The organism is Roseateles sp. (assembly GCF_039595595.1).
Classification (GTDB): Bacteria; Pseudomonadota; Gammaproteobacteria; order Burkholderiales; family Burkholderiaceae_C; genus Roseateles.
This window is the reverse complement of sequence record NZ_JBCNLG010000023.1, coordinates 1-19,753: the sequence shown is the minus strand read 5'-3', so window position 1 is coordinate 19,753 and position 19,753 is coordinate 1. Positions and strand designations below refer to the sequence as shown.

15 protein-coding genes are annotated in these 19,753 nt (G+C 69.1%); 12 read left to right on the top strand and 3 right to left on the bottom strand.

Annotation, left to right across the window (positions count from 1 at the left end):
* The first annotated feature begins 23 nt into the window (after positions 1–23).
* The 4 genes from ABDW61_RS21035 (at position 24) to ABDW61_RS21020 (ending at position 3,574) form a co-directional block, all read left to right on the top strand.
* On the top strand, positions 24–431 hold the full coding sequence (locus ABDW61_RS21035; protein WP_343641495.1) for a PaaI family thioesterase: 408 nt from the start codon (positions 24–26) through the stop codon (positions 429–431).
* Positions 428–994, top strand: a complete 567-nt coding sequence (locus ABDW61_RS21030; protein WP_343641493.1) for a LuxR C-terminal-related transcriptional regulator — start codon at positions 428–430, stop codon at positions 992–994. The genes ABDW61_RS21035 and ABDW61_RS21030 overlap by 4 nt, the downstream gene beginning before the upstream one ends.
* A 201-nt stretch (positions 995–1,195) precedes the next feature.
* Positions 1,196–1,558, top strand: coding sequence for an HU family DNA-binding protein (locus ABDW61_RS21025; protein WP_279759095.1), 363 nt, complete (start codon positions 1,196–1,198; stop codon positions 1,556–1,558).
* A 96-nt stretch (positions 1,559–1,654) separates the two neighbouring features.
* Positions 1,655–3,574 carry a radical SAM protein gene (locus ABDW61_RS21020; protein ID WP_343641490.1) on the top strand — a complete coding sequence of 640 codons (1,920 nt, stop codon included), beginning with the start codon at positions 1,655–1,657 and terminating at the stop codon, positions 3,572–3,574.
* A 13-nt stretch (positions 3,575–3,587) separates the two neighbouring features.
* On the opposite strand, the gene ABDW61_RS21015 is transcribed toward ABDW61_RS21020, so the two are convergent.
* The 3 genes from ABDW61_RS21015 to ABDW61_RS21005 all read right to left on the bottom strand — a co-directional run bounded on the left by ABDW61_RS21015 (position 3,588) and on the right by ABDW61_RS21005 (position 5,701).
* Positions 3,588–4,871: a cyanophycinase gene (locus tag ABDW61_RS21015; RefSeq protein ID WP_343641489.1), complete on the bottom strand. Its 1,284-nt coding sequence runs from the start codon at positions 4,869–4,871 to the stop codon at positions 3,588–3,590.
* A 95-nt stretch (positions 4,872–4,966) separates the two neighbouring features.
* Positions 4,967–5,218 (bottom strand): hypothetical protein, encoded by a 252-nt coding sequence (locus ABDW61_RS21010; RefSeq protein WP_343641488.1) that lies wholly within the window; start codon positions 5,216–5,218, stop codon positions 4,967–4,969.
* Positions 5,219–5,701, bottom strand: coding sequence for a tlde1 domain-containing protein (locus ABDW61_RS21005; RefSeq protein WP_343641487.1), 483 nt, complete (start codon positions 5,699–5,701; stop codon positions 5,219–5,221). It lies immediately after the preceding gene.
* Between the two features lie 190 nt (positions 5,702–5,891).
* On the opposite strand from ABDW61_RS21005, the gene ABDW61_RS21000 reads away from it, so the two are divergent.
* The 8 genes from ABDW61_RS21000 (at position 5,892) to mmsB (ending at position 19,561) form a co-directional block, all read left to right on the top strand.
* Positions 5,892–7,928, top strand: coding sequence for an autotransporter (locus ABDW61_RS21000; RefSeq protein WP_343641486.1), 2,037 nt, complete (start codon positions 5,892–5,894; stop codon positions 7,926–7,928).
* A 212-nt stretch (positions 7,929–8,140) separates the two neighbouring features.
* Complete coding sequence (locus ABDW61_RS20995; RefSeq protein ID WP_343641484.1) at positions 8,141–9,781, top strand: family 43 glycosylhydrolase; 1,641 nt, start codon at positions 8,141–8,143, stop codon at positions 9,779–9,781.
* Positions 9,782–9,805: 24 nt separating this feature from the next.
* Positions 9,806–11,392, top strand: coding sequence for a beta-xylosidase (locus ABDW61_RS20990; protein WP_343641483.1), 1,587 nt, complete (start codon positions 9,806–9,808; stop codon positions 11,390–11,392).
* A 100-nt stretch (positions 11,393–11,492) separates the two neighbouring features.
* The gene (gene yicI, locus ABDW61_RS20985) at positions 11,493–13,763 is read left to right on the top strand and encodes an alpha-xylosidase (RefSeq protein WP_343641481.1); all 2,271 of its coding nucleotides are present in this window, start codon (positions 11,493–11,495) and stop codon (positions 13,761–13,763) included.
* Positions 13,763–15,544, top strand: coding sequence for a glycoside hydrolase family 9 protein (locus ABDW61_RS20980; protein ID WP_343641479.1), 1,782 nt, complete (start codon positions 13,763–13,765; stop codon positions 15,542–15,544). The genes yicI and ABDW61_RS20980 overlap by 1 nt, the downstream gene beginning before the upstream one ends.
* Before the next feature lie 106 nt (positions 15,545–15,650).
* Positions 15,651–16,745 (top strand): multiple monosaccharide ABC transporter substrate-binding protein, encoded by a 1,095-nt coding sequence (gene chvE, locus ABDW61_RS20975; RefSeq protein WP_343641477.1) that lies wholly within the window; start codon positions 15,651–15,653, stop codon positions 16,743–16,745.
* A 19-nt stretch (positions 16,746–16,764) separates the two neighbouring features.
* Entirely contained in the window at positions 16,765–18,345 is a 1,581-nt protein-coding gene (locus ABDW61_RS20970) for a sugar ABC transporter ATP-binding protein (protein WP_343641475.1), read from the top strand.
* A complete protein-coding gene (mmsB, locus tag ABDW61_RS20965) occupies positions 18,338–19,561 on the top strand; it encodes a multiple monosaccharide ABC transporter permease (protein WP_343641473.1) in 1,224 nt (407 codons plus the stop codon). The genes ABDW61_RS20970 and mmsB overlap by 8 nt, the downstream gene beginning before the upstream one ends.
* Positions 19,562–19,753: the final 192 nt, after the last annotated feature.

Below are 19,753 nucleotides of genomic sequence, written 5' to 3'. Positions count from 1 at the left end.
ACTGCTCCCCGGAAGGAAGCCCGATGACCCTGCCTTTGGACGAGTTGCGCGCGCAGATCCCCAAGATCTTCGCTCCCTGGATCGTCGCACTGGGCCTGGACCCCGTCCACGCGGAGGAAGGCCTATTGCGGCTGAGCATGCCCGTCGCGCCGGCGCTGGTCCATGTCGGCGGCGTGATGTGCGGCCAGGCCTCGATGGCCGCCGCGGACACGGCGATGGTGCTGCTGATGATGCGCGAGCTCGGCGAGTTTCGTCCGATGACGACGGTGCAGCTGCAATCGACCTTCGTCCGCCCGGTCTCCGGCGCGACCTGCACCCTCGAGGCGCGGTTGCTGCGCCGCGGCAGGAACCTGGCCTTCGGGCAGATCGACCTGCTCGACGAGCAGGGCCGCCTCGCGGTCCAGTCCACCACCACCTACGCGCTGCTGTGAGCGACGCCGTGAGCCTGGACTACCGCACCGCCTTCGACCAGGCCCCGATCGGACTGGTGATCTCGGAGAACCGCCTGATCCGCGACTGCAACCGCCTGGTGCTGGAGATCTTCGGCGCGCAGCGCGAGCAGTTGATCGGACACAGCTTCGCGCTGCTGTATCCGAGCCCGGTCGAGTTCGAGCGCACCGGCGAGCGCATCGTGGCCAGCCTCGACGCGGCCGGCTACTACGCCGACGAGCGCGTGATGAAGCGCGTCGGCGGCGCGCGCGCGGGCGAGCTGTTCTGGTGCCACGTGTCGGGCCGCGCGCTCGATCCGTCGCGGCCGCATGCGAGCGGCATCTGGAGCTTCGAGGATCTGTCGGCGACGCGCCAGCTCAAGGCCGACCTGACCGCGCGCGAGCGCGAGATCGCCGCGCTGCTGATCGAAGGCCTGACCAGCAAGCTGATCGGCAAGAAGCTGGGCGTCAGTCCGCGCACCGTCGACGTCTACCGCGCACGGCTGATGAAGAAGTACGGCGCCGCGAGCACGCCCGACCTGGTGCACCGGCTGCTCGTGTCGTGATTCGTGCCCGACAACAGGCCGTGACAAATTGCCACAAGGCCGCCGCTGTGGCCCATGGATAGGACCATCGCGCAAGACGTGACCCCGGATGTGCGATTTCATCGATGATTTGCGGGGCAACCCGAGGGTACGCGGGTGATTTCTCGCGCACAATACGCGCCGTCCGGCCACCAGCCGGGCCTTAACTTGCAGAGTCAACGAATGAACAAGACCGAACTGATCGAACACCTGGCTTCCAAGCACGAACTGACCAAGGCCGAAGCCGGCCGCATCCTGGAAACGCTGCTGGACGCCGTGGTCACCACGGTGAAGAAGGGCGGCGCCGTGTCCATCCCCGGCTTCGGCTCCTTCAAGCAGCACTCGCGCGCCGCTCGCACCGGCGTGAACCCCAGCACCGGCGACAAGATCAAGATCGCTGCCGCCAAGCTGCCCAAGTTCACCCCGGGCGCCGGCTTCAAGGCCGCCGTGGACCCGAAGGCTGCTGCCCGCAAGGCTGCCGCCAAGCCGGCCAAGGCCCCCAAGGCCGCCGCCGCCAAGCCCGCCAAGAAGGCCGCCAAGAAGTAATCGGCTTCTGGCCCGCTGATCGCGGGACCTGGTCCACGCGATCCCGAACAAACCCGGCCCATGCCGGGTTTGTTTTTTTGCTCCTACAGTTCGTCCATGTCCGCCGCGTCCGTCCCTCGCGTGCTGTCGCTCATCCCGCCGATGACGCAGCTCAACACGCCCTACCCGTCCACCGCCTACCTGACGGGCTTCCTGCGTTCACGCGGCATCGAGGCGGCGCAGCGCGACCTGGCGCTGGGCCTGGTGCTGCGGCTGTTCTCGCGCGAGGGTCTGAAGCGCGTGCGCGCCGCCGTGCAGGCGATCCCGCTGCCGGACCGCGGTCTGGCGTCGCGGCTGTTCGACGAGTCCTTCGACCGCTACCTCGCCACGATCGCACCAGCCATCGCCTTCCTGCAGGGCCGCGATCCGACGCTGGCGCACCGCATCAACTCGCGCGCCTTCCTGCCCGAGGGCGCGCGCTTCCAGTCGCTGGAGGTCTACGTCGCCGAAGCGGGCGAGGACCCGCTGGCCTGGGCCTTCGGCGCGCTGGGCCTGCAGGACCGCGCGCGGCACCTGGCGACGCTCTACTTGAACGACCTGGCCGACGTGCTGCGTGAATCGGTCGATCCGCGCTTCGAGTTCGTCCGCTATGCCGAGCAGCTCGCCACCAGCCAGCCGACCTTCGATCCGCTCGCGCAGGCGCTGGACGCGCCGCCCAATCTGGTCGACGAGTTGCTGCGCGAGCTGACGCTGGAGGCCATCGACGCGGAGCAGCCCGGCGTGGTGCTGCTGTCGGCGCCCTTCCCCGGCGCGGTCTACGCGGCGCTGCGCATCGGGCAGACGATCAAGCGCGAGCGGCCGCATCTGAAGGTGCTGTTCGGCGGCGGCTTCGTGAACACCGAGCTGCGCGAGCTCAGCGAGCCGCGTCTGTTCGACTACGTCGACTTCGTGACGCTGGATGCCGGCGAGCGTCCGCTGCTGGCGCTGCTGGAGCACATCGCCGGCAAGCGCGGCCGGCAGCGGCTGGTGCGCTGCTTCGTGCGCGAGGACGAGGGCGAGCTCGCGGGCCAGGTCCGCTACATCAACTTCGTCGAGCCCGACATCCCCTTCGAGGACGTGGGCACGCCGACCTGGGATGGCCTGCCGCTGCACGACTACCTGTCGCTGCTGGACATGCTCAACCCGATGAACCGGCTGTGGAGCGACGGCCGCTGGAACAAGCTGACGATCGCGCATGGCTGCTACTGGAAGAAGTGCAGTTTCTGCGACATCACGCTGGACTACATCTCGCGCTACGAGGCGGCCTCGGCGAAGACGCTGGTGGACCGCATCGAGGCGATCGTCGCGGAGACCGGGCAGACCGGCTTCCACTTCGTCGACGAGGCCGCGCCGCCCAAGGTGCTGCGCGCGCTGGCGCTGGAGCTGATCGAGCGCGGCGTCTCCATCAGCTGGTGGGGCAACGTGCGCTTCGAGAAGACCTTCACGCCGGAGCTCTGCGAGTTGCTGGCCGACAGCGGCTGCATCGCGATCAGCGGCGGCCTGGAGGTCGCCTCGGACCGCCTGCTCAAGCTGATGCAGAAGGGGGTCTCGGTCGAGCAGGTGGCGCGCGTGACGCGCGCGTTCACGGCGTCGGGCATCCTCGTCCATGCCTACCTGATGTACGGCTTCCCCACGCAGACGGTGCAGGACACCGTCGACGCGCTCGAGTACGTGCGCCAGCTGTTCGAGAACGGCTGCATCCAGAGCGGCTTCTTCCACCGCTTCGCCTGCACGGTGCACTCGCCGGTGGGTCAGGATCCGAAGGCCTTCGGCGTGGAGCTGCTGCCGCTGCCGCCGTCGCCGTTCGCGAAGAACGACGTCGGCTTCTTCGATCCCACCGGCACCGACCACGATGCGATGGGCGAGGCGCTGAAGAAGGCGCTCTACAACTTCATGCACGGCATCGGCCTGGAGCAGGACGTGCGTCGCTGGTTCAGCGTGCGCGTGCCCAAGCCCAAGGTGCCGCGCCAGTTCATCGCCGAGGCGCTGCACGGCTGAAACGCGCGGGCGTTCAGCCGCCGCCGGGGTCGGGCAGCCGCACCGGCCGCACGTCGAGCCGCACGTCCAGCAGCGTGACGTCCTGCGCGCCGCCCTCGGCGTCGATCCATCCCTGCGTGTCGCGGCCGCGATAGAGCCGGAAGACGAAGCCGGTGCGGTCGCGGTCGCCGGTGGCGTCCGGGCGGATGCGCGCGGCCATCGCGCGGACCTCGGCGGCGGGTGAGCTCAGCAGTTCGGTCATCGCCTGGACGATGCGGTTGTCGCCGAGGATGTCGCGCTGGAAGGTGTCCACCGGGCCGCTCTGGCTGGGCGCGCCGCCTCCGAGCGAGGCCCGCATCGGCACCGGCGCGCCAGCGGCGGTCTTGCGCGGCGCGGGCTCGGTGACGCCGGTGCGCAGGTCGTGGCGGTCGCCGTGGTCGAGATAGCTCAGCCGCGCGCCGCGCAGGTTGAACATGCCCAGCGACGGGTCGCTGCGCGCATCGCGCAGGTCCACCAGCAGCGCGCCGCGGCCGCCGATGATGTCCACGCGCGAGCCGCGGATGACGGCGGCGCTGTTCTCCTCGACGCCCAGTCCCAGCCGATAGCCCTTGGCCATCATCAGCGGCAGCATGCGGCCGATGCGGCCGCGCTTGAGGAAGTGCTGGTCGACGAACAGCTCGGCGCCGACGAAGCCCAGGCCCTGGTCGATCTCATGGCCATCGCGCATGGTGCCGCGCATCACCTCCATGACGTTGAGCGCGTCGCGGAACATCACGCGGCTCATGATGGCCGCGCCTGCGCTGGTGCCAGCCACGACGCCGCCGCGGCGGTAGACCTCCCAGATCGCGTCGAGCATCTCGGTGCGGCGGCCGCCGGGCTGCAGCGTGTCGACGATGAAGCCTTGCGCGCCGCCGGAGAAGAACACCGCGTTGGAGGCGCGGATCCGGGCGATCAAGGCGGGGTCGTGGAGGTTCTTCTGCAGGTCGGCGCCTTCCAGGCGGGGCGCGACGGGGATGTGCTCGGCGCGCGCGCCATGGCGCTGCAGCGCATCGACGATCAGCTGCGCGGAGAGTTCCGGATTGGCGGCAGCGGTGGCCAGCACGGCGAAGCGGGCGCGGCCGGGACCGCCGGCCTCCTCGACGATGCGCTGCCAGACGGCGTCGTTGTCCATGCGCAGCGCGCCGCCGATGACGATCGCGGTCTGAGCGCGCGCGGCGCCGCCCACGCACAGGGCGAGCAACGCCAAGGCGGCGTGACGCCAGACCGCAGGGCGGCGGAGCAGCGAGAGCAGCGAGAGCAGCGGGCCGAACGGACTCATGCGGCCAATCTGGCACAGCCGCCCTCGGATTTGAATCAGCTTCTCCCGGAAACAGGGGATCAGGAGCGAGGGATCGCTGAGATGGCGGCGTTGTGCTAAGCAGGGCTCCGGCGCGCCTTGATGGCCAGACGCGTCAACAGCGCGATGAGGATCAATGCCGCCGCGTCGATGCCGACCAGGAAGAGCACGGGGCTCTCCCACTTGTCCATGTTGGTGGTCCGGCCGTAATACGGCGGCCCGTCCCCATAGGCCTCGATCAGATTGATCGTCGTCACCCAGAGAGCAAAAGCTGCGATCGCCGCGGCGGCCAGCAGTAGAAGAAGGGAGAGGGCTTTCTTGTTCATCATTCAGTAGCGCACCGTCACCGGGATGAAGCACTCGTCTGCGCCATTCATCTGCGCGCGCAACTCGGCCACGAAGCGGTCGACGTGAGTGGTGAGGTCGATGCAGCCCGCACTGCCCGGAACCGCTCCGCCGTGGATGAAAAATCCACCACGCCCATAGGTCTCCGTTCCAGGAAACACATGCAGGGTAAGCCGGTAGTTGCCCCAGGCCCTCGCGGAGCCGCGCTTGTACCACGCGTTCTCCCACAACTCTTGGAAGTTGATCCAGTACTCGCCGGCGGGGATAGGGCCTTCCTTTGACGCCTTCTGCCTTTCCACCGTGTAGACAAAGCCGAGCTTCGCGTCACGCCTTCCTGACACGGCCGGGAAAAGCTGCGAGCCCTTGCCCTTCAGCATCAGATGTTTGCCATCGAAAGTGATCGAGGCGGTGGCTCGCTTGCACTGCGGAATGGAAGGTCGCGCGCGTTCGTGGGAATAGTCGGTCACGTCATTGCCTCGCCTGTGTGCGTCGGCAAGGAACCTGCCGACGAAACAAATTCTTTCCGCTGCCAAATTCACCTGGGCACAGACCAAAGTAATGCTGAGGCGCCGCCCGCACCGTGATAACTCGGTGATATCTCCGCGACGGCCTTGCGACAGAATCCGTCCACTTCACAGCCCCGTCGCAGGAGCCCGCTTGAGTTCATTCCTCCAAGGCGCCAGCCGGCGCGACTTCCTGATGGCCGGGTGCGCCGTCCTCACCTCCGCCTGCGGCGGGGGCGGCTCGGACAGCTCGACCGCCTCGGCGGACGGATCGGGCGTTTCCGCCGGGGCCGCCGCGGACATCACCGCGGACGTGCTCGCCAACCGCGACATCACGCTCAGCGGCGACTCGGTCCTCACGCTGCCGGCCGGCACCACGACCTACACCGGCGTCATCAGCGGCCTGGGCACGCTGCGCCTGACCGGCGCCAGCGGCGCCACCCTGGTCATCACCCGCACCAGCACCTTCACGCTGCCCGTCGCGCGCCAGGTCCAGGTCGTCACGAAGACCACCTACCCCGGCGCCGGCTACGCGCTCACCATCGCCGGCATCAACCCGCCGGCCCTGACGATCGACCCGGGCATCACGCTGCAGATCGGCACCAACACCAGCGCCGACAACTCGCCCAACTTCATCGCCACCTCGGACAGCAAGAACAGCGCGAGCACCATCAACGGCGAGATCAACCTCAACAACATCCTCAACAACGGAACCATCGTCATCAGCAGCGCGCAGTTCGTGCTGCTGGGCCAGGTGAGCGGCAGCGGCAGCATCCTGCAGGCGCCCGGCGTCTGGGGCGGCAATTCATCGGGCGGCGTGAGCTCGTATTCGGGCGTGCTGTCGCTGGCCGCGGGACAGGACTTCGGCAGCAACCATGTCGCCGCCTCGCTGTCGAATGCCAAGGCGGTCCTGAACGAGGGCTCGTGGCTGGTGTGGAGCCCGCCGGGCAGCGTCGTCACGGTGACGCAGAACATCTATGAGGCGGCCTTCGGCAACGACATCAACTTCCATGCGATCGGTCCGTCGACCATCGTGATGTCCGGCGTCTACAGCCACACCGACAACAGCCCGCACAACGTGCCCAATACGGTGAATCCCGGGCTGAGCGACCCGGAGCTGAACTTCGCCAAGACGATCTACCGCGGCGGCGCCAACTCGCCCAACGGCAACGACGCGAGCTACCGCGGCATCAACATCGAACGCGGCGCGGGCACGGTGCAATGGGGGGACGGCACGCATGCGCGCTTCTTCCTCCCGTCGGCGCCCTCGCCCGCCGAGGTGGACCCGCCGCTGGGCAAGAAGAACGCCTACATCAACCTGCGCGGCGGCACGCTGGCCTTCAACTACAACGGGCCGGTGACGCTGCATGTGGGCATCACGGGCGGCGGGGGCGGTCCGCATCGGGATGGCTCCGTCGGGAACGGCAACGTCAAGATCATGGCGACGCCTGGCAACGACGTGACCTTCGCGCAGCCTCAGAACTACAACGGCATCACCACCATCGGCGCCGGGGCGATCCTGCGCCTGGGCACGGGAACGCCGGTGCCGCTGCGCTACATCACCGTCAACGCGACCAGCGGCAAGTCGAGCGTGCTGCAGGCCACGTACAGCGGCGACGCCAGCCTCCTCACCGCGGAATCGCCCAACGGCGTGGCGAGCAATGCCATCGTCAATGACGGGCAGCTCATCGTGCAGAACACGACGACCGCGATCACGCTCTCCAACATCAGCGGCAGCGGCAGCCTCACGCACAGCGGCGCGGCGGGGCTCACGCTGCGCAACAACAGCTACAGCGGGGCGACGACGCTCAGCGGGGGCACCACGCTGGCCGGCAGCGCGAATGCGATGGGCACCGGCAATGTCGTGAACAACGCGGCCCTGGGGCTGGCGAACGGGCAGCGGGAGCTCACGGTGGGCGGGAGCTTCCAGCAAGGCGCGGCGGGGCAACTGGCGCTGAACATCGCCGGCACCACGCCAGGCGTCGACCAGGATCACCTCAGCGTCGGCGGCGCGGCCGTGCTCGGGGGGAACTTGACGCTGAACTTCAGCGGCAACGTCACGCGGGGTCAGAAGCTCGTGCTGATCAGCGCGGCCGGCGGCATCAGCGGCGCGTTCAGCGCCATCGTCAGCAATGGCGCGACAGTCATCAGCGGTCAGGACGCAACGAACTTCTTCGTCACGGTGCAGTGATCGGGCCAGCGAGGCAGCTCGGAAGACCCTCTCCCCTCCCCTCTCCCGCAAGCGGGCGAGGGAGTTCACTGCGCGACGGCAAAGCGGCGGCGCCGCGGCATCAGCACAGGGTTAATTCTGATTAATTAGTGCAGCGCGCGAACTAACATCCCTTCTCAATCCGGCTCGATAGATCGCCCCGCAGGGCGGCCGCCGGCAAGGAGACAAAAGGAATGTCGACTCTCACCAGGCGCGGCGCCGTCCGGGCGCTCGCCTCGGCGGCAGGCGCCGGATTCAGCGTCGCGGCCACCGCCGCACCGCGCCCGGCGCCGCCGGCCGGCGTCGGCTCGCCCACGCGCGCGCCCGCCTTCGGCATCGGCCGCGAAGGCCAGCGCAAGGCCGATCTCGGCAACGGCACCTATCGCAATCCCATCGTGCCGGGCGACCGCCCCGATCCCACGCTCCTCAAGGACGGCAGCGACTACTACCTGACTTTCTCGTCGTTCACCTCCTACCCCGGCGCGGTGATCTGGCATTCCACCGATCTCGTGAACTGGGCGCCGATCACCGCCGCGCTGCGCCAGCCCATCGGCACCGTCTGGGCAATGGACCTGATCAAGCATGGCGGCCGCTACTTCATCTACATCCCGGCGATGCAGGAGAACGGCTCGACGATCTGCGTCATCCACGCCGACAACATCCGCGGCCCCTGGAGCGATCCCGTCGACCTCCGCCTGCCCGGCTGCATCGACCCCGGCCATGCCGTTGGCGAGGACGGCAAGCGCTATCTCTTCGTCAACGGCGTGCGCCGCATCCGCCTCAGCGATGACGGCCTGTCCACCGTCGGCCAGCTCGAGCCCGCCTACACGCCCTGGCAGTACCCGAAGGACTGGGTCGTCGAGATGTTCGCGCCCGAAGGCCCCAAGCTCTTGCGCCGCGGCGAGTGGTTCTACCTGATCGCCGCCGTGGGCGGCACCTCCGGCCCGCCGACCAGCCACATGGTCACGCTGGCGCGCTCGCGCTCCATCCATGGCCCCTGGGAGGACTGCCCGCACAACCCCATCGTGCGGACGCAGAGCGCCGACGAGCCCTGGTGGTCGCGCGGCCATGCCAGCGTCGTCGAGGGCCCGACCGGTGACTGGTGGATGGTCTATCACGGCTACGAGAACGGCATGCGGACGCTGGGCCGCCAGACGCTGCTCGAGCCGATCGAATGGACGCCCGACGGCTGGTTCAAGGCCCGCGGCGGCACGCTCGCGCGCGCCCTGCCCAAGCCGCGCGGCGGCACGCCCTCCCCGGCCGGCTTCGACCTCTCCGACGACTTCAGCCAGGACCGCATGGGCATCCAGTGGTCGATCTTCGCGCCCGAGGCCAAGGACCCGCCACGCGTCTCGCTGCGCGACCGCAGCCTGGTGCTCAAGGCCAAGGGCAGCTCGCTCGCGGACTGCTCGCCGCTGACCTGCCTGGTCGGCGATCGCAGCTACGAAGCGAGCGTCGAGCTCGAGATCGGCGGCGATGCCCACGGCGGCCTGGCGCTGTTCTACGACGGCCGCGGCTTCGCCGGCGTCGGCGCCAGCGCGCGCGAGATGCTCACCTACAACTACGGCCAGGAGATCACCTGGATGCGGCAGCCCCTGCCCGCCCAGGCCGGGCCGCGCGTGATGCACCTGCGGCTCGTGAACCGCGAGAACGTGGTCACCTTCCACACCTCGCCCGACGGCAAGGACTGGACGCAGCACCCCTGGCAGATGGAGGTCTCCGGCTTCCATCACAACGTCTTCGGCGGCTTCCTGAGCCTCAAGCTCGCGCTGTTCAGCGCCGGCCAGGGCGAGGTGCGCTTCCGCCGTTTCCGCTACCGCGGGCTTCCCGCCTGACCCCTTCCTCCGGACTTCAATCCCATGTCGCTCACCCTCTCGAGACGCAAGATGGCCGCGCTGACGCTCGCGCTGGCCCCGATGGCCGCCTGGAGCGCCGGACCGGCCGCCAAGCCCGGCCGCGCCATCGACGTCGACTTGCGCCAGGCCGCCGGCCCGGTCGATCGCAGCTTCGATTACGCCGTCGGCGCCGACTTCCCCGGCACCTTGATCCGCGACGACAGCCAGGCCCAGCTCAAGACCGCCGTCGACGAACTGGGCTTCCGCACGATCCGCTTCCACGCGATCTTCCACGACGCGCTGAAGACCGTGACCAAGGGGCCCGACGGCCGCCTGCAGTTCGACTTCAGCCGCATCGACACGCTCTACGACGGCCTGCTGGCCAAGGGCATCAAGCCCTTCGTCGAACTCGGCTTCACGCCGGAGGCGATGGCCACCTCGCCGCTGACGATCTTCTACTGGAAGGGCAACACCTCGCATCCGCAGGCCGAGCCCTGGGTCGCGCTGGTCGACGCCTTCGCCCGCCACCTCATCGCGCGCTACGGCGCGGAGGAGGTGCGCCAATGGCCCTTCGAGGTCTGGAACGAGCCCAACCTCGCCGGCTTCTGGGAACGCGCCGACCAGGCCGCCTACTTCGAGCTCTACGCCCGCAGCGCCCGCGCGCTCAAGGCCGTCGATCCGCAGCTGAAGGTCGGCGGTCCGGCGACCGCGGGCGCCGCCTGGGTCGTGCCCTTCCTGGCCTTCTGCAAGGAGAAGAACGTCCCCGTCGACTTCGTCACCACCCACACCTATGGCGTGGACGGCGGCTTCCTCGATGAATTCGGCCAGGACGACAACAAGCTGTCGCGCTCGCCGGACACGATCATCGGCGACGTCAAGCGCGTGCGCGGCGAGATCGAAGCCTCGCCCTTCCCCGGCCTGCCGCTCTACATCACCGAGTGGAGCGCCAGCTACAACCCGCGCGATCCCGTCCACGACGCCTACCTCAGCGCGCCCTACATCCTGGAGAAGCTGCGCCTGACGCGCGGCTACGCCCAGGCGATGAGCTACTGGACCTACAGCGACCTGTTCGAGGAGGCCGGCCCGCCGCCGGCGCCGTTCCATGGCGGCTTCGGCCTGCTGACGCGCGAAGGCGTGCGCAAGCCCGCGTTCTTCGCCTACAAGTACCTGAAGCAGCTCACCGGCCGCGACGTGCCGCTCAAGGACGCCAGCGCGCTCGCGGCGGTCGACGGCGGCAAGGTCGCGGCGCTGGTCTGGGACTGGCGGCTGCCGGACCAGCAGACCAGCAACCGCCCCTACTTCGGCGAAGTGCGTCCGGCCACGAAGCTCGCGCCGGCGACCATCCGCTGGCAGGGCCTGACACCGGGCGTCTACACGCTGCGCCAGTACCGCGTCGGCTTCGAGGTCAACGACGCCTACACGGCCTGGCTGAAGCTGGGCAAGCCGGGCACGCTGTCCGCGGAGCAGCTCGCGAAGCTGCATGCGCTGACCACCGACAAGCCGGAGCGCGAGCGCAGCGTGCGCGTCGGGCGCGACGGCCGCCATCGCGAGACGGTGCCGATGCGCTCGCATGACGTGGTGTTGATGACGCTGGAGCCGGCCCCGCGATGAAACGATGAAGCGGCGCCGCGCCGGCGCCGCTCGAATGCAGACAGGCGGCCGCTCGCGGCCGCCATGAAGAGTCACCGACAGGAACACAAGAAGGATCCCCATGAAGTTCACCGACGGGCAATGGCTGCTGCAGCCTGGCGTCTCGACCCATTACGCCACCGAGACCTATGCCGTGGACATCCACGACGACCGCGTCGTGCTGCTGGTCACCACGCGCCCCATCAAGCATCGCGGCGACACGCTGCAGGGCCCGACGCTGACGGTCACGCTGCGCTCGCCGCTGCCGGGCGTGATCCGCGTCAGCGTCGAACACTTCAGCGCCTCGCAGCCGCCGCGGCTGCACGTGCCGATGGTCGGCGCGACCGCGCCGGCGCTGCAGGTCACCGAGACCGACAAGCTGGTGACCGTCACCTCCGGCGCGCTGTCGGTCGATGTCAAGAAGGGCGAGGGCTACGGCCTGACCTTCCGCGAGGGCGACAAGGTGCTGACGCGCAGCGACTGGCGCTCGCTGGGCTACCTGCAATGGGCCGGCAAGGCCAACTACGTCCATGAGCAACTGACGCTGGCGGTGGGCGAGTACGTCTACGGCCTGGGCGAGCGCTTCACGCCCTGGATCAAGAACGGCCAGACCGTCGAGAACACCAACAAGGACGGCGGCACCGCCTGCGAGCAGGCCTACAAGAGCGTTCCCTTCTACCTGAGCAGCCGCGGCTACGGCGTGCTGGTCAACGAGGCCGGCCCGGTCTCCTTCGAGGTCGCGTCGGAGAAGACCTCGCGCGTGCAGTTCAGCCGCGAGGGCGAGACCCTGGACTACTGCGTCATCGCCGGGCCCACGCCCAAGGCCGCCGTCGCGCGCCTGACCGAGCTGACCGGCCGCGCGCCACTGCCGCCGGCCTGGACCTTCGGGCTGTGGATGACGACCTCGTTCACGACCCAGTACGACGAGGCCACCGCCACGCACTTCATCGACGAGATGGCGCGCCGCGAGCTGCCGCTCAGCGTCTTCCACTTCGACTGCTTCTGGATGCGCGAGTTCCAGTGGTGCGACTTCGAATGGGACCGGCGCGGCTTCCCCGATCCCGAGGGCATGCTGGCGCGGCTGCGCGCCAAGGGCCTGAAGATCAGCCTCTGGATCAACCCCTACGTCGCGCAGCGCTCGCCGCTGTTCGCCGAGGGCGTGCGCGAGGGCTACTTCATCAAGCGCGCCAACGGCCTGACCTGGCAGACCGACCTGTGGCAGCCCGGCATGGCGATCGTGGACTTCACCAACCCGGCCGCCAAGGCCTGGTATCAGAGCCACCTGCGCCGGCTGCTGGCGATGGGCGTGGACTGCTTCAAGACCGACTTCGGCGAGCGCATCCCCGACCAGGGCGTCGTGTACTTCGACGGCTCCGATCCGGTGGAGATGCACAACCTCTACGCGCTGCAATACAACGAGGCCGTCTTCGAGCTGCTTCAGGAGGTGCAAGGCAGCGACGCGGTCGTCTTCGCGCGCTCGACCTACGCATCGGGCCAGCGCTTCCCGGTGCACTGGGGCGGCGACTGCTGGTCCAACTTCGAGTCCATGGCCGAGAGCCTGCGCGGCGGCCTGTCGTTGACCGCCTGCGGCTTCGCGTTCTGGAGCCATGACATCGGCGGCTTCGAAGGCAACCCGCCGCCGGCCGTCTACAAGCGCTGGATCCAGTTCGGGCTGCTTTCCTCGCACAGCCGGCTGCACGGCAGCAGCTTCTACCGCGTGCCGTGGCTGGTCGACGAGGAGAGCTGCGTGGTGCTGCAGCGCTTCACGCGCCTGAAGCATCAGTTGATGCCCTACCTCTACGCGACCGCGATCGAGGCCACCGAGACCGGCGTGCCGATGATGCGCGCGCCGGTGATCGAGTTCCCCGGCGATCCGGCCTGCGCGACGCTGGACCGCCAGTACCACCTGGGCGGCGCGCTGCTGGTGGCGCCGGTGTTCAGCGACAGCGGCGAGGTCGACGTCTACCTGCCGGCCGGCCGCTGGACCCACCTGCTCAGCGGCGAGGTCGTCGAGGGCAGCCGCTGGCGGCGCGAGACGCACGACTTCATGAGCCTGCCGCTCTACGTCGCGCCCAACACCGTGCTGCCCTGGGGCCTGGAGACCGAGCGCCCCGACTACGACTACGCGCGCGGCGTGGTGCTGCGGGTGTTCGCGCTGGACGACGGCGCGAGCGCGGCCTTCGCGGTCGCGGCGCCGGACGGCACCATCGCGGCGCGCGGCACGGTGAGCCGCTCCGGCGCCGAGTACCGCGTCGAGATCGCCGATGGCGCGCTGCATGACTGGATGCTGGAAGTCGACGGCGAGCGCAGCGCCGCGCAGAGCGGCAAGTCGCTGAGCTGGAAGGGCCGCTGATGCGCACCCGGACCATGGCCGTGCTGGCCAGCCTCGCGATCGTCGCGGTGGGGGCGACCGCCGCCTTCGCGCAGGCGCCGGCCCGGGCGGCCGACATCGGCGGCACCTCCGGCACCGTCCGCATCGCCGTCAACCAGCTGGGCTATCTGCCGTCCTCGGCCAAGCGCGCGACGGTGCCCGCCGGCGCGGCGTCGCGCTTCCAGCTCGTCGACGCCGCGACCGGCAAGGCCGCGTGGACCGGCAAGCTCGGTCCCGCCGCGCTGTGGGCGCCGGCGCGCGCGCGGGTCCGCATCGCCGATTTCAGCGCGCTCACGCGCCCCGGCACCTACCGGCTGCGGGTCGCGGGCCTGCCGGACTCCGATCCGTTCACCATCGGCGCGGGCGCGTACGACGCGCTGGCGGCCGCGTCGATCCGCGCGTTCTATTTCAATCGCGCCAGCATCGCGCTGACGCCGGAGCTGGCCGGTCCGTTCGCGCGGCCCGCCGGGCATCCCGACACGCGCGTGCTGATCCACGCCTCGGCCGCCGGACCCAAGCGCCAGACCGGCGACGTCATCAGCAGCCCCAAGGGCTGGTATGACGCCGGCGACTACAACAAGTACATCGTCAACTCCGGCATCACCGTCTACACGCTGCTGGCCAGCTACGAGCAGATGCCGGGCCGGATGCGCGCGCTCAAGGTTGGCCTGCCCGAAAGCGGCAACGGCCTGCCCGACGTGCTCGACGAGGCGCTCTGGAACCTCGACTGGATGCTGACCATGCAGGATCCGGACGATGGCGGCGTCTATCACAAGCTCACCAACCCGGGCTTCGACGGCGTCGTGATGCCCGACGCGGCGACGGCTTCCGGCGACCGCGTCGTCGTGCAGAAGAGCACCGCCGCGGCGCTGGACTTCGCCGCGGTGATGGCCGTGGGCAGCCGCGTGTTCAAGGACTTCGAGCAGCAGCGCCCCGGCCTGTCGGCGCGCATGCTGGAGGCCGCGCGCGCGGCCTGGGCCTGGGCCCAGGCCCATCCCGACGCGATCTACCGCCAGCCGCCCGACATCCACACCGGCGACTACGGCGACCCGACCCTGGATGACGAGTTCGCCTGGGCCGCCGCCGAGCTCTACATCACCACCGGCGATGACGCGTTCTACACGGCGATGAAGCCGGCGCAGACCACGATGACGGTGCCCTCGTGGGGCGACGTGCGCGGCCTGGCCTGGATGTCGCTGGCGGCGCACCGCGAGCGGCTCACCGCCGCCGCGGACCGCGCGCTGATCGAGCGCCGCATCCGCGCGCTCGCCGACGCGCTCGTCGCCAAGGGCAAGCCCTCCGCCTGGGGCGTGGGACTCGAAGAGAAGGACTTCAACTGGGGCAGCAACTCCAACGCGCTGAACAGCGCGATGGTGCTGCTGCAGGCCGACCGGCTCGACGCCCCGCGCGGCACGGCGCGGCCCTATCGCCAGGCCGCGCAGGACCTCTTCGATTACGTGCTGGGGCGCAATCCGCTGGGCATGTCGATGGTGACGGGCTTCGGCGCGCGCTCGCCGATGCATCCGCATCACCGGCCGTCCGAGGCCGACGGCGTGGCCGCGCCGGTGCCGGGCTTCGTCGTGGGCGGTGCCAACGCGGGCCAGCAGGACCTCAAGGGCTGCCCGGTGCCCTACCCGTCCAAGCTGCCGGCGCTGTCCTACCTCGACCACTTCTGCAGCTACGCCAGCAACGAGGTCGCGATCAACTGGAACGCGCCGCTCGTCTACGTGGCCGCGGCGCTCGGCGCCGATGGCGCGCGCTGAGTCCCCGATAACCGTCCACCCGCCACCGATACACAAACTGAGATCGACAAGCGCGCCGCCTCGCAGTACAAACAGCCCGCGTTCATAAATCATTCAGGAGACAAAAATGTTTCATACAGGTTTGAATCGCCGTACCTCGATCATCAAGACGCTGCTGATCGCTGGAGGCGCCACGCTGGGCCTGCTGTCCGGCGCCGCGCGCGCGCAGGACAAGGGACTGGTCGGCATCGCGATGCCGACCAAGAGCTCGGCCCGCTGGATCGCCGACGGCGAGAACATGGTCAAGGCCTTCCAGGCCAAGGGCTACAAGACCGACCTGCAGTACGCCGAGGACGACATCCCCAACCAGCTCGCGCAGATCGAGAACCTGATCACCCGCAAGGTGAAGGTGCTGGTGATCGCGTCGATCGACGGCTCGGCGCTGTCGCCGGTGCTGCAGAAGGCGGCGGACCGCGGCATCAAGGTCGTGGCCTACGACCGGCTCATCAAGGGCACGAAGAACGTCGACTACTACGTCACCTTCGACAACTTCCAGGTCGGCGTGATGCAGGCGCAGAGCCTGGTCGACAAGCTGGGCCTGGCGCAGGGCAAGGGCCCGTTCAACATCGAGCTGTTCGGCGGCTCGCCGGACGACAACAACGCGACCTTCTTCTACGACGGCGCGATGTCGGTGCTCAAGCCCTACCTGGACAGCGGCAAGCTGGTGGTGCGCAGCAAGCAGTTCGGCATCGCCAAGGTCGGCACGCTGCGCTGGGACGCCGCCACCGCGCAGGCCCGCATGGACAACCTGCTCTCGGCCTTCTACGGCAAGGAGCGGCTGCACGCGGTGCTGTCGCCGTATGACGGCATCAGCATCGGCATCCTGTCCTCGCTCAAGGGCGCGGGCTATTGCAGCGCCAAGCTGCCCTGCCCGGTCGTGAGCGGCCAGGACGCGGAGCTGCCGTCGATCAAGTCCATCCTCAAGCACGAGCAGGCCAGCACCGTGTTCAAGGACACGCGCCAGCTGGCGCAGGCCGCCGCCTCGGTCAGCGACGAGATGCTGGCGGGCAAGGTCCCGTCCGAGATCAACGACACCAAGACCTACAACAACGGCGTGAAGGTCGTGCCCAGCGTGCTGCTCAAGCCGGTCTCGGTGGACGCGAGCAACGTCAAGCCGGTGCTGGTGGACAGCGGCTACTACAAGGAAACGCAGCTGCGTTGATCCGCGAGGGCCTGCAGTCATGAACGCGATTCCTCGGAACGGCGCGGGCCCCGGCCCGCTGCTGGAACTGCGCGGCATCACCAAGCGCTTTCACGGCGTCGCGGCTTTGGAGGAGGTCCGGTTGCGCGTGCGCGCCGGCGAGATCCATGCGCTGTGCGGTGAGAACGGCGCTGGCAAGTCGACGCTGATGAAGGTGGTGTCGGGCGTCTACCCGCATCCCGACCACGGCGGCGACTACGGTGGCGAGCTCTGCTTCGACGGCGAGGTGCGGCGCTTCGCCGGCATCGCCGACAGCGAGCGGCTGGGCATCATCATCATTCACCAGGAGCTGGCGCTGGTGCCGCAGCTCTCGATCGCGGAGAACCTGTTCCTCTGCCACGAGCCGGCGCGGCTGGGCGTCATCGACCGCGTGGAGATGCACCGCCGCGCGGTCGAGTTGCTGGCGCGGGTGGGGCTGCGCGCCTCGCCGGACACGCTGGTGGGCGAACTGGGCGTGGGTCAGCAGCAGCTGGTGGAGATCGCCAAGGCGCTGGCCAAGCGCGTGCGGCTGCTGATCCTGGACGAGCCCACCGCCAGCCTCAACGAGTCGGACAGCGACGCGCTGCTCGCGCTGCTGATGGAGCTGCGCGCGCAGGGCATCGCCTGCATCCTGATCTCGCACAAGCTCAAGGAGGTCACGCGGGTCGCCGACGGGCTGACGGTGCTGCGCGACGGGCGTTCGATCCTGAGCCTCGACTGCGCCGATGAGCCGATCAGCGAGTCGCGCATCATTCAGGCGATGGTGGGCCGCGACCTGGCGGACCGCTATCCCAAGCGCACGCCCAAGATCGGGGAGCTGCTGTTCGAGCTGCGCGACTGGCGCGCCCAGCATCCGGTGCAGGCGGGCCGCGAGGTCGTCAAGGGCGTGGACCTGACGGTGCGCCGCGGCGAGATCGTCGGCATCGCCGGATTGATGGGCGCGGGGCGGACCGAGCTCGCGATGAGCGTGTTCGGCCGCAGCTATGGCCGGCGCATCACCGGCAGCGCGCGGATGGACGGCCGCGAGGTCGATCTGTCGACGGTCCCCAAGGCGATCGCCGCGGGCCTGGCCTACGTGACGGAGGACCGCAAGTCGCTGGGCCTGCTGCTGGACGAGTCGATCGCGGTGAACACCTCGCTGGCCAACCTGCGCGCGGTCTCGCGCGCCGGCGTGCTGGACCGCGGGCGCGAGCACCAGGTCGCGCAGGACTACCGGCGCCGGCTGGCCACGCGCTGCGCCGGCGTCGACCAGAGCGTGATGCACCTGTCGGGCGGCAACCAGCAGAAGGTGGTGCTGGCCAAGTGGCTGTTCTCGCAGCCGCGGCTGCTGATCCTGGACGAGCCGACGCGGGGCATCGACGTCGGCGCCAAGTTCGAGATCTACAGCCTCATCGCCGGCCTGGCCGAGCAGGGCTGCGGCATCCTGCTGATCTCCTCGGAGATGCCCGAGCTGCTGGGCCTGTGCGACCGGCTGTACGTGATGAATGAAGGGCGGATGGTGGCGGAGTTCCCCGCCGCCGGCACGACCCAGGAAATGATCATGGGCGCCATCGTCGGCGCCGGAGAGACTGCGTATGTCTGAACCGATCGCGGCGGGCGCCACGGCGGCCGCCCGCCCTTCCCCCTCTTCGGCCGCGCCGGCCTCCGGCATCGGCCATTTCCTCAAGCGCCATCTGCGCGACTACGGGATGCTGTTGTCGCTGGTGGCGATCATGGCGCTCTTCGAGTACCTGACCGACGGGACGCTGCTCGAGCCGCTGAACCTCACCAACCTGGTCCTGCAGAACAGCTACATCGTCATCATGGCGCTGGGCATGCTGCTGGTGATCGTGGCGGGTCACATCGACCTGTCGGTGGGCTCGGTGTGCGGCTTCATCGGCGCGCTGGCGGCGGTGCTGATGGTCCAGTACGGCTGGGGCGCGCTGCCGGCGGGGCTGGTGTGCCTGCTGGCGGGCGCGGTGATCGGCGCGGCGCAGGGGTGGTTCGTGGCCTACCTCGGGATTCCGTCGTTCATCGTGACGCTGGCCGGGATGCTGGTGTTCAAGGGGCTCGCGCTGGCACTGCTGCAAGGACAGTCGCTGGGGCCGTTCCCCGACAGCTTCCAGGCGCTGAGCGCGGGCTTCCTGCCGGAGCTGTTCGGCCAGGAGGATCCGCGTCCGACGACGCTGGGGCTGGGGCTGCTGCTGACGGCGGTGGCCGTGGCCGTGTCCTGGCGCCATCGCAGCGCGGCGCTGCGGCATGGGATGGAGACCGAACCCGGTCCGGTGTTCTGGCTGCGCCAGGCGCTGCTCGCCGGCGCGGTGCTGGCGATGAGCTGGTTGATGGCCTCGTACAAGGGGCTGCCGACGGTGATGGTGGTGATGGTCGGGCTGACGCTGCTCTATGACTTCGTGGCCGGACGCACGACGCTGGGGCGCCGGGTCTACGCGGTCGGCGGAAATGAAAAGGCGGCGCGGCTGTCGGGCGTGCGGACGCAGCGGATCGCGTTCCTCACCTTCGTCAACATGGGCGCGCTGGCGGCCCTCGCGGGGCTGGTGTTCGCGGCACGGCTCAATACCGCGACACCGAAGGCGGGGCTGGGATTCGAGCTCGACGTCATCGCGGCCTGCTTCGTCGGCGGAGCGTCGGCCTCGGGCGGCGTCGGGAAGATCATGGGCGCGGTCATCGGCGCCTTCGTGATGGGCGTGATGAACAACGGCATGTCCATCCTCGGCGTGGGCATCGACTACCAGCAGGTCATCAAGGGGCTCGTGCTCCTGGCGGCGGTGTTCATCGACGTCTACAACAAGCGCAAGTAAGACAAGCGCCAGTAAGGCAGCGCTAGTCAGCGGCAGCTCCTGGGCAGTCCTTCCCCCTCGCCCCTCCGTGTATGGACCGAGGACATAGGTAACAGGTGTGCCAGGACATGGGTAACACTTTTCCCGCCTAGTCAGCGGGAGGACGAAGTTGCCCTGGAGCCCAGTCACCGTGAAGGACCAACGAGAGGAATT